This window comes from Pseudoalteromonas sp. CF6-2 (assembly GCF_021729425.1).
GTDB lineage: Bacteria > Pseudomonadota > Gammaproteobacteria > Enterobacterales > Alteromonadaceae > Pseudoalteromonas > Pseudoalteromonas arabiensis.
This window is the reverse complement of record NZ_CP091442.1, coordinates 870,512-885,955: the sequence shown is the minus strand read 5'-3', so window position 1 is coordinate 885,955 and position 15,444 is coordinate 870,512. Positions and strand designations below refer to the sequence as shown.

Genomic DNA, 15,444 nt, shown 5'->3' with positions numbered 1-15,444 from the left:
TCTACTGAATGAAAACATTGGTTATTAATACATCAGCCAATTCAAGCGATGACTTATTAGCCAACACCTTATTAAACTGACTAAGTAGGTCTGTTTGAACTTTCTCTACATCGGTAAATGTGCTCCGCACAGTAGCGTGCTCCATATTCGCAAAGTTTTTTACAAGCACATTGCGTAGTACTGGCATAAAGGTTTCAGCATCTGTTTCGTTTTGTAAGGTTGGTGCAAAACCAAGGCTCAAATCGAGCACTAAATAGCGAGCATATTCATCGTCAGCAACACTGATAATAAAGCGATCCATTGCCATATATTTAACGTCTGGTTTATCAACAGAGGCCACTGGGGCTTGCTCTGTTTTTGATTCTTGAAAATAGCTTGCACCAAAAAAACCAAGTGCTAATAATCCGACAGCAAGTACTGCTAATTGTATTTTTTTCAAAGTTCCACTCCCATTTCTATATCAGTCTATTCAACCAATCTTGTTGCTGCGCTTGCCTAGGCTCAACGGAGGTAGGCAAATCATTTAACTGATTAGCTGCAATATCTTGCTCTTGTGTAAATTCGTGTGTTTGTTTGTGCTGTTGATGTTTATCGCTAATATCAACATCAACAGTACTTTGCTCGGCATGAGTGAGTGATTGGCGAAGTTGCTCAAGCGTTTGTTGCATGGCTTCACGTATTTGTGGATTACTCGCAACAATGTGTACTGTGGTTTTTTCTCCCTCAACACTAATACTTATGTCAATACTGCCTAACTGGGGAGGATCAAGGCGGATTTGCGCGCGTTGAACCTGTTGGCCTATTTGCAACTGCACCTTGTCATGCAGCACATTCAGTAAGCGTTGGCCCCATTCACTACTATTTGTCGATAACGACTCAGTTCGCCACTGCTGCACCTGTGTGGCTTGCTCTGAACTAGCAGCAGAAGAAAAAGAAAATGAACGACTTAATTCTGTCGTCGCAAAATTGGGCTGCTCAAGCGCTGTCTTAACCTTAGTGGGCTGTGTAGGGCTTGTTTCCACCATTAAAGCCGGTCCTACTCTAGTTTCACTTGAGCGCAACGTTTCCAACTCAGCCACCGGGGGCATGTGCGGTTGTTGGCTGCTAAGTGGGTATTCTTTACTCGGCGATGCAATAGCCGTATTCAAACTTGATGCATTAAATAAAGGTACTTGCTTTTTAGTTAACTCAACAGTTTCATTGTTTAATAATTGATTAGCTGCCGGTATAGCTTGAGCGCTATTAGGGCTAGGCTGTAATAACTCTTTAGCGTTCGAAGCACTCGTTACTTGTAACTGTTCCTGCTCTGTAGCATTTGCTATCGACTGAGTAGATAAACCACCAAGCAAGGTTTTCGAGGCTGATTCACCCTGTGTAGTAGGGCTTTGCTCATTCACGCGTATTTTTTCTGATATAGCTTCATTTTCAGCAGCAGTCTGCATAGCTAAAGTAAGGCTATCCTGCACAGGAAGCGAGCCCAAAGCTTGTGGTTCTGTAACTCCCTGAGAAGCGGGTTGAATAGGCAGGGCTGAATCAACTTGCTCCATATTGATTTGTTCTTGAACTGTCGCTTCAGCACCTTGTTGCAGCGATGTTTCAGATAATGCAGTTATACCTGGCGCTAACATGCTTGACTCATTTTCAGCTTTAAACTGTGTATATACACCTGAGCGCCATTGAGACGGTAGCTCAAATGGCTTTTCTGTCTCTACTTGCTCAAGCTCAGAGCGAAGCTCACTAGTAGATTGTGCTTGCTCTTCATGGTCGGTTAAATCGAATTGGCTTGTTTCAGGGTCAGTAAAGTTTGCTTGCACCTTTTCAGCACCGGCTCTATTCCCTGAAACATGTGGGTGTATGATTAATTCTTTCATTAACGCGCACCATCAGTAAATTGTTTGTATGCAATAATGCCGTCACGATCTTTTTGATGTTGCTGCATACGTGTTTGTAATTCGTTTTTTTGCGCATTAATTAATGCTAGAAAGTGTGAATATTCACCTTTCAACTCACTCACTCTAGACTGCCAACTTGGATACCAAGGTGCTAACTTCGCCTCATTAAGGATCTGCATTAATTGCTGATCAAAATGACGAATATGTTGCCACTGCTGCTCTTCTATCGCTTTCGCCATAGCTTGCAATAGGGTTTGAATTTTCTGGTCTGTTTGCTGTTTATTCATCATGATCATTTCAATTAAAGCGAGCAGCCGTAAACAATTCAGAGCTGCATTAACACCAGCTTAACGAGCAAAAAGCATTCCAAAACACAACGTGTTGATATATAAGGAAAAAGTTAATCTACAAAATGCTGAACGGAAGTTTAATTTCCGCTTATCGGAAAGGTAGGAAGTAAAGAGGAACTTAAGCGTTTGTTGAGAATGCTAAGTTACAAAAAAAGCCAGCTAAAAGTGCTGGCTTTGGATTCAGAACAAATAACATTACTTATAAATAAGGTGTGATTAAGCAGCTTGAGAGCCTAATCCTGCCCAGCCCTGCTGTAGGTTTTGCATAACTTCACGTACAGATGACAATGCAGATAAATCATTTTGAAGACTTGCAGTCATTAAAGCACCACCACAGTACTCATAAAGCTGCTGCATATTAACAACGACTTCGCCGCCTTTTTCTGTATCTAAAGAGGCATCTAAACCACCAAGAATACGCATCATTTTTTCGATGCCCTGAGCTTTTTTATCAAAACGCTTTTGCTGTATATGACCAGCTACCCGCTCAAGTTCATCTAAAAACCCATCGAATAACATTAAAACTAACTTATGAATATCAGCGCCAGCTGCACGGCTTTCTACTGAAGTATTTTTATAAGCTGAAAAGCCATCATTTAAATCATACATAATTAATCCCCTTAAAATTGTCCCATTGATGACTCTAATTTAGAAATCGTTATTTGCATTTGCGTAAATTGTGATAAGTAGCGGTTGTAAACCTGCTCCATAGAATATTCATGGCGCTGTTGTTTATCTGTCACTAGGTTTAAACTCGCTTGCAGAGTATTTTTCTTATCATTAATTAAGCCATAGCTTTTTGTGTATGGCTCAACACGCTGCTCGAGTTTCGCCATCAAACCATCAGCACCTGTTAACATGTGTGTTAGTTGCTCAGGTTGAGTGGCAATTGCATCTTCTAACTTACCTTTATCAATAGATAGCTTGCCATAACGGTCAAATTCAATACCAATGGAAAATAAGGTTTTCCCTGCAAATTCACCTTGAAAGTCATTGCGTAATGAACGCCCTATTCCCGATGCCATAACATCTCTTTTTAATGCATCGTTATCGTTTATTGAGCTTAATAATGTATTGAACTTATCAACAAATTGCTGAATATTCTCAACGCTTTTCTCATTATCTTGTGCAACAGACACTTTAATGGGTGTCTCTCCAGCCTGCTGGGCTTGAGTAAGGTTAATGCTCACACCATCAATAACATTATCTAGTTGGTTACTGGTTGAGGTCACCGTAATATTTGAGTTTGCACCTAGCTTTACAATAGCATCTTGCGCACTGGTTAATTCCTGCTGTGATGCAATCGCATTACTAATATTTGCACCATTTGCATCTGCACCGGCTGTAAATGTTGTTGATACAGTATTTGCAGCACCAGACTCTTCACTGGTCAGCACTAAAAATGTTTCACTCCCTGAGCGCATCAACGTCGCTTTTACGCCACTATTGTCAGCATGATTGTTGATTGCACTGGCCAAGTCAGTAAGCGTTGCCCCCGCAGGCAAACCCGCTAAGTCAACAGAAAAGCTGTCCGTGCCAAGGCTAACAGCCAATTCGCCATCGGTCGATAAGGGTTGGCTTGGATCAAAACTTAATGCTATCTGGTGTGCTTGTGCTAACTGCTCAACAAAAATATCGTAGTCACCGCTGACTGCATCAGCTGAGGCTGTCACATTCATATTTGTTTCGCTACTAACAGACGCTGTATTAGTAAGCAAACCTGTATCAGGGTCTTGGTAATCTTCTAATGCATCAAAAAAATCTGATAAATCATTCTTAAGCTGAGTAAATGCTTTAATTTGATTATTATATTTTGCATATTGCGTAGATAAAATCTGATCTTTTGCTTGTCGCTCAATTTGCGTGTATTGACTCGCTAAATTAGCGGGATCAATGCTTAGCGCTGATGTCATATTGGCTCTCCAATTAACGATAACGAAAGCACTTTACAAAAAAGCGCTTTCGTTATTGCAAAGCACCGCTTAATTGGCGGTGCTTATTATAATGATTAGATTAACGTAATAGTGAACCAATCATTTGTGTTGTGCTGTTTGCTGTACTTAGTACTGAAATACCAGAATTCATAAGTAGCTGTTGCTTAGTCATGTTTGACGTTTCTTGTGCAAAATCAGCATCCATTAATTGACCCGCAGAAGCTTGCGTGTTCTCTTTCATGTTTGTAACGTTGTTCATTGTGTGCTCAAGGCGGTTCATTGTTGCACCTAAACCAGAACGCGCTGTACCAATCTCATCAATGATAGTGTCAACAAATGCGATTTGAGCTTGAGCTGTTGCAACATCAGTAAACGCTGCTGCGTTACCAATTGCAGTAGTTACGTTGCCAAGCTCAGTTGAGATATCCACACCGAGTGTTTCTGCTGCACTTGCACCTACTTGGAAATCAACTTGACCAGCACCAAATTTACCCGCTGCATCAAGTAGTGTTGTACCGTCACCAAACGACGTGTTATCCATGATGTTAGTTAGCTCTGCTGCAAGAGCTGTGTACTCTGCACTTTGTGCTGTCCACTCACCTGCACCATTTGTGTCACTTGCACCTTGCGTTGCAAGTTCTTTCATGCGGTATGCAATATTGGTCATTTCTTCAAACGCGCCTTCAGCTGTTTGCATCATAGACATTGCATTGTTACCGTTATAAAGACCAGCTTCTTGACCACGAACCTGAGCATTAAGACGTGTTGCGATTTGCAGACCCGCAGCATCATCTTTTGCTGAGTTAATTTTAAAACCAGAACCTAAACGCTCAAGTGCAACAGAAAGATCGTTGTTGCTGCGGTTAAGTTGGTTTTGAATAGAAAGTGACGCCATGTTTGATTGAATTGATAAAGCCATTTTTAAATTCTCCTGTGAATTCTATTTATTTAACTTTCATTTATTAAGAGCGACCACCTATTGTAAAAACTAAAATTTTTTTTCTATTTTTTTCATTTATTTTTAAATCTGTTCAAAACTGCCTGTTATTAAAAACGCAATAGCGTGCTTCAAGGCACGCTGTACGAATTTAAAAACTAATTTATCTTTTAAGCTAAAGCGTATTTCACCATGCTACGGGTCATGTTTGCTTGTGCTGTTATCACAGCAATGTTATCAACATTTGGCGTAAGCATTTTTGATTTTAATGATTGGCTAAGTTGCGTCATTTGCTCACCAGAGACATCTGCACTTTTTTCTATTTGCTGTAATTGGGCTGTAAGCTCACGGTGCTGGGCTTGGATTTGTAATAAATTAGCCTTTAGCTGACGCTGAGCACGATTTATAAAATCTAAATGTGCGCTAACATCTTGCTGTTTTTTTACCGACTCTTCTAGTTGATCAAGCGGACTGGCGAGCTCTGAAAGTTGAAGTGAAATAGGGTTACCCGCTGCCACCCGTACTCCCTGGCCGGTAATGACCCAATTTTCTTTAAGTGCATCACTGTGCTCAGGGGATGTAGTGAACAGTAGACGGTTATCGCGGTTAACCTCAACATTTATTTGCTGCTTGGCGAATGCTTCAGCAATCGTATTTAAGTTTTCAGCTTCACTTTGATTAGCCGGTAGCTGTAAATGTACAGCTTTACCGCTTCGTCCTAGCAGCAAATGAATACTTTCATCGTGCGGACGTTGTGATATCAAATCGACTTTACTATTTAACTGACGCACAACTTGAGCATTTGGCTGCTGCACTTTAAGTTGCGAATTTAGACCTGAACTTTGTGCGCTTGCTTGTTGCTGCAGTTGAGTAATTTGCTGCGTCATACTGTGACTTTGTAAAGCAGAAACCGGTGCACTACTAGGCATTGATTTTAACTGTTGCGCGAGTTTTTCAAGACCTGAATATAACTGTTTTATGGTCATTTCACGATGTTCAACTTGCGCCATAGCTTGGCTCAACTGGCCCTTTTTAGCCCATCGAGATAATACGGCAACTTGGCCTTGTTCAGGAGCTGTATGTTTAGCTGATTGCTTTACATCACTCGCCGACACCGGGCTCTGCTGCTCAACAACAGATGCTTTGCTCGACTTAACTGATTCAATCTGCGTTGGCTTCTCGCTACCTTGAACAAGCATGATTAATTATTCCTTAAACAATAACTACTTAATATATGAAAACAATGATAGCTGTGTAACATTTGCATACACTTGCATCGAAGACTCATAAGCGGCCATTGATTCGTTCATGCGAATATAGGCTTCAGGGTAGTCAACTGCACTAATATCATCACGCAGGTTAGTCGTAAACGTATTGATGTCTTGGTTGCTGGTTGCCAACGAATCCATTGATGCCATCGTGCCACCGATCACTGTTATTTCGCCGGTAATATGCCCTAAATAATCAGATAAATTATTAATCATGGTGCGCGATTCATTACCAACACCCGCAGCAGGTGGGTTGTCAATTAAATCCAAATAATCTTTCATAGCGTTTAAAAAATCAGCATTAGGGTCTAAATCACTACCGATAATATTTGTTAATACGTTAGAGTCTGGTGACACTGCCACTTCGCGAATACGTTCATCACCGTTATAAATGTAATCTCCCGCTGCATCTTGAATAAAAGGCTTATTATTGGTTTCGCTACCAGAAAATAAATAACGCCCTTCGCCATCCTGAGCATTCATTAAATCGAGCATTCCTTGAAAAATCACCCGCATTTCTTGTCCAAGTGCTTTTAATTGCTCAGTGCCCATTGAACCATCTGCTGCAGTCGTAATGAGCTCTTGTAATGAGTAGCTCTGATTTACAATGCCTGTTAGCTGTACTTCTTGCTGACCTAAAGCGTAATTGACTGCATCCATGTTGCTTTGATATTGCGATAAAGACTCGATTTCACTCTCAAGCTTTAGCAGCATTACGGCTCCTAAAGGGTCATCCGATGGTTTCGAAATACGCTCATTGGTCGACAATTGAACCGATGCTTTATTAAATTCTGCAGTGTTATGTTGGATATTTTTAATTGAATTAAGATGAAATTGGTGACTACTAATACGCATGACTCACTCCTAAAACATGGTTAGTAAAGTATTGAATACTTGATCAGCCGTAGTAATCACTTTGGCATTAGCGCTGTACATTTGTTGAAAATGCAGCAAATTAGCAGCTTCTTCATCTAAATTAACGCCGCTTCGGCTATCTCGAGCAAGTACCGCATTGCTATTTAACACTTCAGAGGTTGTCGCACTGTTTTGATTTTGTTTACTTGCAATTCCCAAATCCCCAACCAATACAGAGAAATCATCATCATTACTTTGAATTGCCGCAATAATATTGGCGACATTGGCATTATCGCCACGCCCGCCTGCTGCAACCCAATTTCCTCCTGCGTCAAACTCCCCCCCTATTAACGCTATTTTTTCTGGGGTAATTGCAGGATTAATTTCGATTGACGATAGAGGATTTGCAACGTTGTAAGTAAATAAAGGAATACCAGCATCACCATTTAAGTCAAATCCTTCAGATAAAGCAGTATTCACATCATCGGCAAAGTCCTTGACCAAATCACTTAGCTTTTCAAGTGTTGGTTGAATAACCTGTGAGTCAGCACTAATTAAGCCACCAAACTTACCACCGACTTGGTCATTAAGTGTAAATGATTGCCCCTTTAATGACGTGCTAACCTCAGTTCCCGCAACTGACACTGTTGCAGCAGAAGTCCCAATAACTAAAGGCGCGCCACTTAGGGTACTAATATCAAGGCTGCCATCATCACGTTCAGTGATGGCAATGCCTATCTGCGATGATAGTTCTGTTATTAATTGTTCGCGCTTGTCTTTGAGTTCTGCGGTAGGCTGCTTGTTTGCTATAGCTTGCACTATACTCTGATTCACGTCCGCGATCTGTTGAGCTGTTGAACTTGTGTTACTTGCTAGGTTCGTCATCTCTAGGCTCAACTTATCTATTTGTGCCGAAAGCGCACCATTCATTTGTGCTAAATCTTGTATCAATCCTTCCGATGAAGAAATAATTTGCTGTCTATATGCGTTTGAATCAGGGCTACTTGCCGCAGCATTAAAGGCATTTGTTATCTGTCCAACAGCATCATTAAAATTTAACGAGTCTGTACCAACAATTTCTTCTACATAACCTAAATATGTTTGCTTGCTTTGATAATAAGACAAGTCAGACTGCGTGCGCCAAATATCATCATTTAAAAATGCATCGACAATACGATCGACTGAATTAACATAAACACCGCCTAACGGCGAGTTGCTCGTAGCAAAACTTGCAGCTTGACGTGAGTAGCCATCAACCGCTGCATTTGCAACATTTTGACCTGCAACCGTCATAGCGACATTAGCCGCATTTAAGCCACTCATGGCGTTACTTATCATTGACATAGCAATTACCTAATCGGAATAATATTAAGTGATTGAGCGAATGCAGGGCCACTTAAACGCTCAACAGGCGCTGCCTCAATTTCATTCACCTCTTTACTATGTTCAGCGACAACCTGTGCCATTTCCTTAAATTTATTTTCAACCGGTGTAAACTTTTCGCTAAATTGACGGACAATAGCCTCAGCTAAACCTAACTGGTTATTTGCAGCTAGCTCCTGAGCTGTTTGGGCATCATACATATCACGAAATTGCTGTTGCTCTTTACTTGCAAAAAAGCCATTTTGTGATGACACGGCCTCGGTTGCTGCATGCATGTTTTTCAATACTAACTGCAAGAAAATAGCTTCAAATTGCTCCGCGGCCTTTTGAATTCCTTCCTCTTGCGTATTATTAGCTATAAGCTGCTGAACTTGACCAGGATCGATAGCAAGCGATTGTAAGGTATTAAAATCCGGCTTGGTTAACTCAATAGTCACTATATTGACCCCTTATTAAATCACGAGTAGTTCAGCTTCTAAGGCGCCAGCCTTATCGAGCGCAATTAGAATTGACATTAACTCACTCGGTGTAGCACCAAGCGCATTAATTGCTTTTACAATTTCATCCAGCGAAGTCCCTGCCGGCATCAGTAACATGCCATTGTGTTGCTCCTGCACATCGATATTACTCGATTGCAATGGCATCGTTCTGCCATTCGAAAATGCGTTAGGCTGTGAAGCCCCTTCCATTTCAGTAATCGTAATGGTCAAGTTGCCATGACTTACCGCAGCTTGATTCACTTTTACCAACTCGTTCATCACGACCGTACCAGTACGACTATTAAAAATAACACGAGGCTGTTTAGAGCCCTGTTCAACACGAATATCTTGAAGCATTGACATAAAAGTGTTGCGGCTATCAGGGTCGATTGGCGCACTGACTTTTAAACGCCCCCAGTTTTCAGCACTTGCAACCGATGGCCCAAAAACTTTATTGATCGCTTTAACAATGTTTCGAGCGGTTTGGTAATTGGGTTCTTTTAAATTCAAAATGACATCAGGTTGCAACTTGAACATATCAGCCGTGTTACGTTCAATAATCGCACCGTCAGGAATAATCCCCGACGTGGGTACGTTTACTGTGACAGATGAACCATTACGGCCACTGGCATTAGTACCACCTACAACAAGATTACCTTGTGCCAGCGCATACACTTTGCCATCAATGCCCTTTAAAGGAGTAAGCATTAAACTTCCCCCATGAAGGCTTTTGGCATCACCTAAAGAGTTGACCGTTACATCAATTGCTTGGCCAGGGTTGGCCATAGGAGGAAGTGTTGCATGCACAGCAACCGCAGCAATATTCTTTGATTTCGGCAGACGGCTTTCATCCATTGTTACGCCGAACTGTTTAAGCATATTATTCAAAGATTGCGCAGAAAACTTTACTTGTGCCTTATCGCCTGAACCAGCTAGACCAACCACTAAGCCGTAACCTACAAGCTGATTGTCTCTTACTCCTAAGACATCAACCAGCTCAAGAAGCTGGCGTGAAGACGGCTCTGCTTGCACTGGCGTAAAGCAACTACTAAGAACAAGCAATAGTAAAAGTATCTGTTTCATATCTACGCTCTAAAATGGGTTTAAATAACGGCTAAATAAAGAAGTAAACCAACCTGGGCTTGATGCATCGGCTAGTGTGCCGCTACCTGTATAGCTAATTTGTGCTTCGGCAACTCTTAATGATGAAATGCGGTTAGCTACGTCAATATCATCTGGGCGAACGAGGCCTTCCATTTCAATGTATTCATCACCTTGATTTAGCTGAATTTGTTTGCGTCCTTTAATCACTAATGTGCCATTTGACAGCACATGAATAACGCGCACTGTGATTGCACCGCTTAAAAAGTTTTGCTGACTTGCGCTACTACCACCATCAAATTCAGTACTTGAACCAATTCCTAAATTAAAATCAGCGACATTCAAGTTACCCGCAAAAGGCACCGACACATCAACATCAGTATTTTTTTCTAAGTTACTATCAGCACTTTTGCTCGACTGTGTACGCTCATTTAAAACAACCGTTAAAATGTCACCCACTCGATAAGCACGTTTATCGGAATACAGAGAAAACATATAGCTGTCACTGTAAAGGCTACCGTTTTCATAATTTAAGCCTACTTGATACGCATCTTTAGCGACTTCATAGTCTTCGCGTGCTCTAGATTGTTTTTGAATCGGGCACTTGGGTTCACCATGAACAACTTTACATTGCACATATTGTTCATGATCGGTAGTGCTGCATCCTGCTAGCAGCATAACCAATAAAACAGTAGCACTTAACTTAATCATAGCAATCACACATTCTGATTAATGAAACGCAACATTTCGTCAGCTGCAGATACGACCTTAGCGTTCATTTCGTACGCGCGCTGTACCGCAATCATACTTACCATTTCATCAACAACACTGACATTCGAACCTTCAATGGTAAATTGCTGTAATTCACCGAATGCTTCTTCACCTGGTACACCTTCAATGGCTTCACCTGAGGCTGCTGTTTCACGGTAAAGGTTACCACCTAAGCTCTCTAAACCAGCAGGGTTCGCAAAATTAACCGTTAGTAACTGACCCAACTCAATTGGCTCAACGCCATTATCAACAACCGCACTCACTGTACCATCGCGACCGATGGTGACTTTAGTTGTCCCCTCTGGTAGAGCGATATTTTGCGCAAGCGGTAAGCCGTTACCATTCACCAATAAAGACTCTGAATTTAATTGGAATTGACCATTACGTGTGTATAGTAACTCACCATCTGGGCTTTCAATTTGAAAAAAGCCTTGCCCTGCAATCGCAACATCTAATTGATTGCTACTTGTCTCAAAGCTTCCTTCAGTAAATTGCTTTTGCGTACCATTAATACGCACCCCTGTTCCCACCTGAATACCCGACGGTAACTGATTCAAGTCATCTGCTTGTGCGCCTGGTTGCTTCTGTACTTGGTAGAATAGATCTTCAAATACGGCACGGTCTTTTTTGAAACCGGCCGTGCTCACATTCGCTAAGTTGTTTGAAATTGTGGTCATACGCAAATCTTGCGCTGCTAACCCTGTTTTACTTACCCATAATGCTGAATTCATTATTCACTCCACATCCTAACCGCGACCGCTAACCAGCTTATTGCCACTGTTTGCCAGTTCATCAGCTGCTTTCATCATGTTGATATTCATTTCAAATTGGCGGCTGATATTCATTGTTTTAATCATTTCTTGAACCGCATTCACATTCGACCCTTCCAGTACACCTGTACGCAAACGAATAGCTTCGTCCATGTCTAGCGGCTCAAGGTTCTCAGCACGAAATAAACCATCACGCCCTTTAACCATCACCGCACCTTCATCACCGGTACTAGCAAGTTTAATTTGTGCTTCTTCAGCGATAACACCACCACCGAGCGGAACCACATTAATGATACCGTCAGGGGCAATTTCTAACTCTGCAAAATCCCCTAGCTGAATATCACCGATATTGCTTTGCACACGGCGATTATTTACGGTTAAGAAACCATCCGCATCAATTTCAAGGTTACCAGAGCGCGTATAAGCAGGTTCGCCATTGTCATCAATCACTTCTAAAAAACCACCATCGCTAAGAGCAACATCCAGTTTTCTGCCAGTGTCCATCATAGGACCCGCTGATAAATCGGTAGTGACAGGCAACATTTGTGCGTGATAACGAGTGCGAAACCCACTGCCTGTAACTTGCATTGATTGCGCTTGCTCTAAATCAGCCTTAAAACCTGCAGTGCTTACATTGGCTAAGTTATTGGCTGTTACTTTTAAGGCTGTATTGTTTAGTTCAGCCCCTGAGACAGCGGTATAAATTAACTTTTCCATAAGATGAAACCTTAAGTATTACTAAATAAAATTTGCATCATTTCATCAGCACTGCTGATGGTTTTCGCATTTGCTTGGTAGTTCTGTTGGAACGACATTAAGCCGACTAACTGCTCACTGATATCAACATTAGAGCCGACATACGCACCTGCGATTAATCCGCCAACTGTGCCGCTGTCTGGCTCACTGTATGAGGCACCACCAGAGTCACGGGTTTCATACCAAACCGTATTATCACCCGCTTCTAAACCATTTGTGTTTGCAAACGAAGCAAGTACAACCTGCCCTTGAAGCTTAGATTCTCCGTTAGTGAATGTGGCGAAAATTTTGCCATCTTCTTCGACTGATAAACCTGAGAAAGTGCCTGCTGAATAGCCACTAGCATCATTTTCAAGAATATTAAAATTAGTACCAAACTGCGTTGTTTTTGCCATATCCAGCGTTAAAGACATTGGCGCAGCACCGCCCCCAACAGGGAAAGACATGGTAATTTCACGTTGATTGTAAGGGTCAAGTACGTTGTCATCTTCTTGTGCTGGCGGCGCAGGAGGCGTAAAGCCAGGATCAAGCGGTTGCATTTGACCGTCGGCATCAAAGGTAATATTAACAACACCTGCTGTGACAACATTGCCATCAACAACAACATCCTGAGTATCAGTCACAGCCCCTGCGGGGGTACCAAGTGCACTTGCTGGTAGTGGTGAACCATCCATAAAGTACATTACTTGCCATTGGTTATCAGCTGTGTGATTGAAGTATTGAGTCAATACATGGCTGTTACCTTGCGAATCGAATACTTCTGTTAGCTGCGAAAAGTTATACTGTGTGCCATCGGTAGGATCAAAGTTATTCGGTGCTACAGGATAAGAAATAATGTCGCTGGCAGAGCTTAAGTTGCCATGAAAATCGATTGCATCAGTTGCGACAGCTGGGATGTTCGCGCCTTGTACTTTAAGATCCGTTAACACACCTGGGATGATCTCAGCTTCGCCAGCCGCATCAGCATCACTCACGCCATAACCTTGCAGCTTTGCCCCATTTGCATTAACAATATTAAGCTCGTTATCTAGGGTAAATTGCCCTGCTTGCGTATAAGCAATACGGTTACCTTCAGAGATAGCAAAGAAACCTTGACCATCAATTGCAATATCAAGTGCGTTACCTGTTCTAACAATATCACCACCGGTTACAAAGTCTTCTTTGATATCTGAAACACGTACACCGCCACGGCTACCACCATTGTAAACCGCGGCAAATTCTGTATTACCTGTTTTATAACCAGAAGTTGATGAGTTAGCGATATTATTACTTGTTACTTCTAACCCTGTTTGAGTGCTTTTAAGGCCGCTTAAACCTATATTAAACATAGACATAATTATTCCTCTTCAGTCTAAGCAACTTGATTAATATCGGTTAAGGCAAAATTACCTAAGCCATCAACTTGCAATAAAATATCGTCGCTGCTGCTACCCACAGAGACGCGTTCTACTTCACCATTTAGCCAAGGTGTTAGGCGTTGTGAAACACCATTGGTAGTCGAAAAAGCATTAATCGAATAGCCACCCGCATCTTGTTCATCAAATTCGAAATTCAAAGAACCCACACCACTGTATGCCAACTGTTTTTCTTCAACTAACTGGCCATTACTGTCATAAAGTTGCACAGTGACTGAATCAGCAGGTGTTGATAAGTTAACTAACCCCGACACTTTGCCCTCTTTTTCTAAAGCCACCACGTCCGCTGGCACTGTCACTGTTTCACCAACTAAGTTGGTCGCTTCAAGGACTAACATGCTGCTACTGTTATCTAAACTCGCACTGGTGTTATTTTTTATACTTTGTAATGATTCAACATTTGAGAATTCAGCTAGTTGGCTAACATATTCGGTTCCGTCCATAGGTTGTAACGGGTTCTGATTGCTGATCTGTGCCACTAGCAACTCTAAAAACATGGTCGACATTTCTTCTGCCGAGTTAACATTCCCTGAAATACTTGAGCTTACATTGGCAGCATTATTATTGCTTTGTGTGGTATTTGCGATATCCATGGTGCTACTGTCCTAATTTAAGAATGCTTTGCTGCATGCTGTTAACACGCGACATAACATCAACGGATGTTTGATAACTACGACTTGCTGACATCATGTCTGCCATTTCTTCAAGTACATTGACGTTTGAATAGAAGACATAGCCATCATCATTGGCAAGTGGGTTGTTAGGCTCATAACGTTGCTCAACAGTACGATTAGACTCTGTCACACCCATGGTATTAACAGCAGCCGCAACATTTTGCTGATCAAAAGAGTCTTTATACATGGCAGAAAAAACCGGTTTAAGCGCCTTATATGCGCCCTCTTCGGTAGACGCCGCTGTGTCAGCATTAGCAAGGTTAGAAGCAATGGTATCTAAGCGCATCACTTGAGCACGCATTGCACTGCCGCTAATGTCATAAATAGAATTAAAAGACATTATTAATTTCCTTTGATTACTTTATGCAGGCCACTGATTTTCATGTTTAGAAAGGTCATACTGGTCTGAAAATCCATACTGTTGTTAGAGAATTTTGCCTGCTCGACATTGAGCTCTACGGTATTACCGTCACTGGATGCTTGATACGGCACACGATACATCAGCTCATTGGCAGTGATTCCCGCAAAGCCCACATCATTGTTATGCTCCATACTCGCTGCGACATCGCCCAAAATTTGCTGGTAATCCACATCTCTGGCTTTAAAATTTGGGGTATCAACATTTGCTAGGTTACTTGCGATCACCTCAGCTCTGTCTATTCTCAACTGCATAGCAAATGGGTGTACGCCTAACGCTTTATCAAATAATGCCATTGTTGCCTCAACTGACTACGTCTTGTATGCTCGTTTGCACATTTTGAATTCGGTATAAGGCTATTAACAACCTTTGTGCCAAATTTTATAAGACATATTTTTCAATGAGTTACTGTAATAAATTCAATCTAAGGCACGCCAAAGC

The 15,444-nt window shown here is 41.7% G+C and carries 18 protein-coding genes; all 18 read right to left on the bottom strand.

What is annotated here, in order from left to right; genetic code table 11:
• Position 1: 1 nt before the first annotated feature.
• Complete coding sequence (locus L3Q70_RS04145) at positions 2–439, bottom strand: flagellar basal body-associated FliL family protein (RefSeq protein ID WP_062570306.1); 438 nt, start codon at positions 437–439, stop codon at positions 2–4.
• A gap of 16 nt (positions 440–455) precedes the next feature.
• Positions 456–1,871 (bottom strand): flagellar hook-length control protein FliK, encoded by a 1,416-nt coding sequence (locus tag L3Q70_RS04140; RefSeq protein WP_237114891.1) that lies wholly within the window; start codon positions 1,869–1,871, stop codon positions 456–458.
• On the bottom strand, positions 1,871–2,182 hold the full coding sequence (locus tag L3Q70_RS04135; protein WP_130151052.1) for a hypothetical protein: 312 nt from the start codon (positions 2,180–2,182) through the stop codon (positions 1,871–1,873). Before L3Q70_RS04135 ends, L3Q70_RS04140 begins: the two co-directional genes overlap by 1 nt.
• A gap of 276 nt (positions 2,183–2,458) precedes the next feature.
• A complete protein-coding gene (gene fliS / locus L3Q70_RS04130; RefSeq protein WP_062570303.1) occupies positions 2,459–2,851 on the bottom strand; it encodes a flagellar export chaperone FliS in 393 nt (130 codons plus the stop codon).
• Between the two features lie 11 nt (positions 2,852–2,862).
• Positions 2,863–4,155: a flagellar filament capping protein FliD gene (gene fliD / locus L3Q70_RS04125; protein ID WP_237114890.1), complete on the bottom strand. Its 1,293-nt coding sequence runs from the start codon at positions 4,153–4,155 to the stop codon at positions 2,863–2,865.
• 100 nt (positions 4,156–4,255) lie between these two features.
• Positions 4,256–5,095: a flagellin gene (locus L3Q70_RS04120; RefSeq protein ID WP_062570301.1), complete on the bottom strand. Its 840-nt coding sequence runs from the start codon at positions 5,093–5,095 to the stop codon at positions 4,256–4,258.
• Positions 5,096–5,283: 188 nt separating this feature from the next.
• The gene (locus tag L3Q70_RS04115) at positions 5,284–6,312 is read right to left on the bottom strand and encodes a hypothetical protein (protein WP_062570300.1); all 1,029 of its coding nucleotides are present in this window, start codon (positions 6,310–6,312) and stop codon (positions 5,284–5,286) included.
• Positions 6,313–6,336: 24 nt separating this feature from the next.
• A complete protein-coding gene (flgL, locus tag L3Q70_RS04110) occupies positions 6,337–7,236 on the bottom strand; it encodes a flagellar hook-associated protein FlgL (RefSeq protein ID WP_193988437.1) in 900 nt (299 codons plus the stop codon).
• 9 nt (positions 7,237–7,245) lie between these two features.
• A complete protein-coding gene (gene flgK, locus L3Q70_RS04105) occupies positions 7,246–8,580 on the bottom strand; it encodes a flagellar hook-associated protein FlgK (protein ID WP_193988436.1) in 1,335 nt (444 codons plus the stop codon).
• Between the two features lie 5 nt (positions 8,581–8,585).
• On the bottom strand, positions 8,586–9,056 hold the full coding sequence (locus L3Q70_RS04100; protein WP_237114889.1) for a rod-binding protein: 471 nt from the start codon (positions 9,054–9,056) through the stop codon (positions 8,586–8,588).
• Positions 9,057–9,071: 15 nt separating this feature from the next.
• Positions 9,072–10,181, bottom strand: coding sequence for a flagellar basal body P-ring protein FlgI (locus tag L3Q70_RS04095; RefSeq protein WP_062570296.1), 1,110 nt, complete (start codon positions 10,179–10,181; stop codon positions 9,072–9,074).
• 9 nt (positions 10,182–10,190) lie between these two features.
• Entirely contained in the window at positions 10,191–10,910 is a 720-nt protein-coding gene (locus L3Q70_RS04090) for a flagellar basal body L-ring protein FlgH (protein ID WP_062570786.1), read from the bottom strand.
• A 5-nt stretch (positions 10,911–10,915) separates the two neighbouring features.
• Positions 10,916–11,701, bottom strand: a complete 786-nt coding sequence (flgG, locus tag L3Q70_RS04085; RefSeq protein ID WP_062570295.1) for a flagellar basal-body rod protein FlgG — start codon at positions 11,699–11,701, stop codon at positions 10,916–10,918.
• A gap of 15 nt (positions 11,702–11,716) precedes the next feature.
• A complete protein-coding gene (flgF, locus tag L3Q70_RS04080) occupies positions 11,717–12,457 on the bottom strand; it encodes a flagellar basal body rod protein FlgF (protein ID WP_062570294.1) in 741 nt (246 codons plus the stop codon).
• A gap of 11 nt (positions 12,458–12,468) precedes the next feature.
• The gene (locus L3Q70_RS04075; protein WP_062570293.1) at positions 12,469–13,830 is read right to left on the bottom strand and encodes a flagellar hook-basal body complex protein; all 1,362 of its coding nucleotides are present in this window, start codon (positions 13,828–13,830) and stop codon (positions 12,469–12,471) included.
• Between the two features lie 17 nt (positions 13,831–13,847).
• The gene (locus L3Q70_RS04070; RefSeq protein WP_193988435.1) at positions 13,848–14,504 is read right to left on the bottom strand and encodes a flagellar hook capping FlgD N-terminal domain-containing protein; all 657 of its coding nucleotides are present in this window, start codon (positions 14,502–14,504) and stop codon (positions 13,848–13,850) included.
• A 4-nt stretch (positions 14,505–14,508) separates the two neighbouring features.
• The gene (gene flgC / locus L3Q70_RS04065; RefSeq protein ID WP_062570291.1) at positions 14,509–14,925 is read right to left on the bottom strand and encodes a flagellar basal body rod protein FlgC; all 417 of its coding nucleotides are present in this window, start codon (positions 14,923–14,925) and stop codon (positions 14,509–14,511) included.
• A 2-nt stretch (positions 14,926–14,927) separates the two neighbouring features.
• Complete coding sequence (gene flgB, locus L3Q70_RS04060) at positions 14,928–15,299, bottom strand: flagellar basal body rod protein FlgB (RefSeq protein ID WP_062570290.1); 372 nt, start codon at positions 15,297–15,299, stop codon at positions 14,928–14,930.
• Positions 15,300–15,444 lie beyond the last annotated feature (145 nt).

Coding starts and splice junctions, on each gene's coding strand:
- L3Q70_RS04140 (WP_237114891.1), bottom strand. CDS start 1,871: ATGAAAGAATTAATCATACACCCACATGTTTCAGGGAATAGAGCCGGT.
- L3Q70_RS04135 (WP_130151052.1), bottom strand. CDS start 2,182: ATGATGAATAAACAGCAAACAGACCAGAAAATTCAAACCCTATTGCAA.
- fliS (WP_062570303.1), bottom strand. CDS start 2,851: ATGTATGATTTAAATGATGGCTTTTCAGCTTATAAAAATACTTCAGTA.
- fliD (WP_237114890.1), bottom strand. CDS start 4,155: ATGACATCAGCGCTAAGCATTGATCCCGCTAATTTAGCGAGTCAATAC.
- L3Q70_RS04120 (WP_062570301.1), bottom strand. CDS start 5,095: ATGGCTTTATCAATTCAATCAAACATGGCGTCACTTTCTATTCAAAAC.
- L3Q70_RS04115 (WP_062570300.1), bottom strand. CDS start 6,312: ATGCTTGTTCAAGGTAGCGAGAAGCCAACGCAGATTGAATCAGTTAAG.
- flgL (WP_193988437.1), bottom strand. CDS start 7,236: ATGCGTATTAGTAGTCACCAATTTCATCTTAATTCAATTAAAAATATC.
- flgK (WP_193988436.1), bottom strand. CDS start 8,580: ATGTCAATGATAAGTAACGCCATGAGTGGCTTAAATGCGGCTAATGTC.
- L3Q70_RS04095 (WP_062570296.1), bottom strand. CDS start 10,181: ATGAAACAGATACTTTTACTATTGCTTGTTCTTAGTAGTTGCTTTACG.
- L3Q70_RS04090 (WP_062570786.1), bottom strand. CDS start 10,910: ATGATTAAGTTAAGTGCTACTGTTTTATTGGTTATGCTGCTAGCAGGA.
- flgG (WP_062570295.1), bottom strand. CDS start 11,701: ATGAATTCAGCATTATGGGTAAGTAAAACAGGGTTAGCAGCGCAAGAT.
- flgF (WP_062570294.1), bottom strand. CDS start 12,457: ATGGAAAAGTTAATTTATACCGCTGTCTCAGGGGCTGAACTAAACAAT.
- L3Q70_RS04075 (WP_062570293.1), bottom strand. CDS start 13,830: ATGTCTATGTTTAATATAGGTTTAAGCGGCCTTAAAAGCACTCAAACA.
- L3Q70_RS04070 (WP_193988435.1), bottom strand. CDS start 14,504: ATGGATATCGCAAATACCACACAAAGCAATAATAATGCTGCCAATGTA.
- flgC (WP_062570291.1), bottom strand. CDS start 14,925: ATGTCTTTTAATTCTATTTATGACATTAGCGGCAGTGCAATGCGTGCT.
- flgB (WP_062570290.1), bottom strand. CDS start 15,299: ATGGCATTATTTGATAAAGCGTTAGGCGTACACCCATTTGCTATGCAG.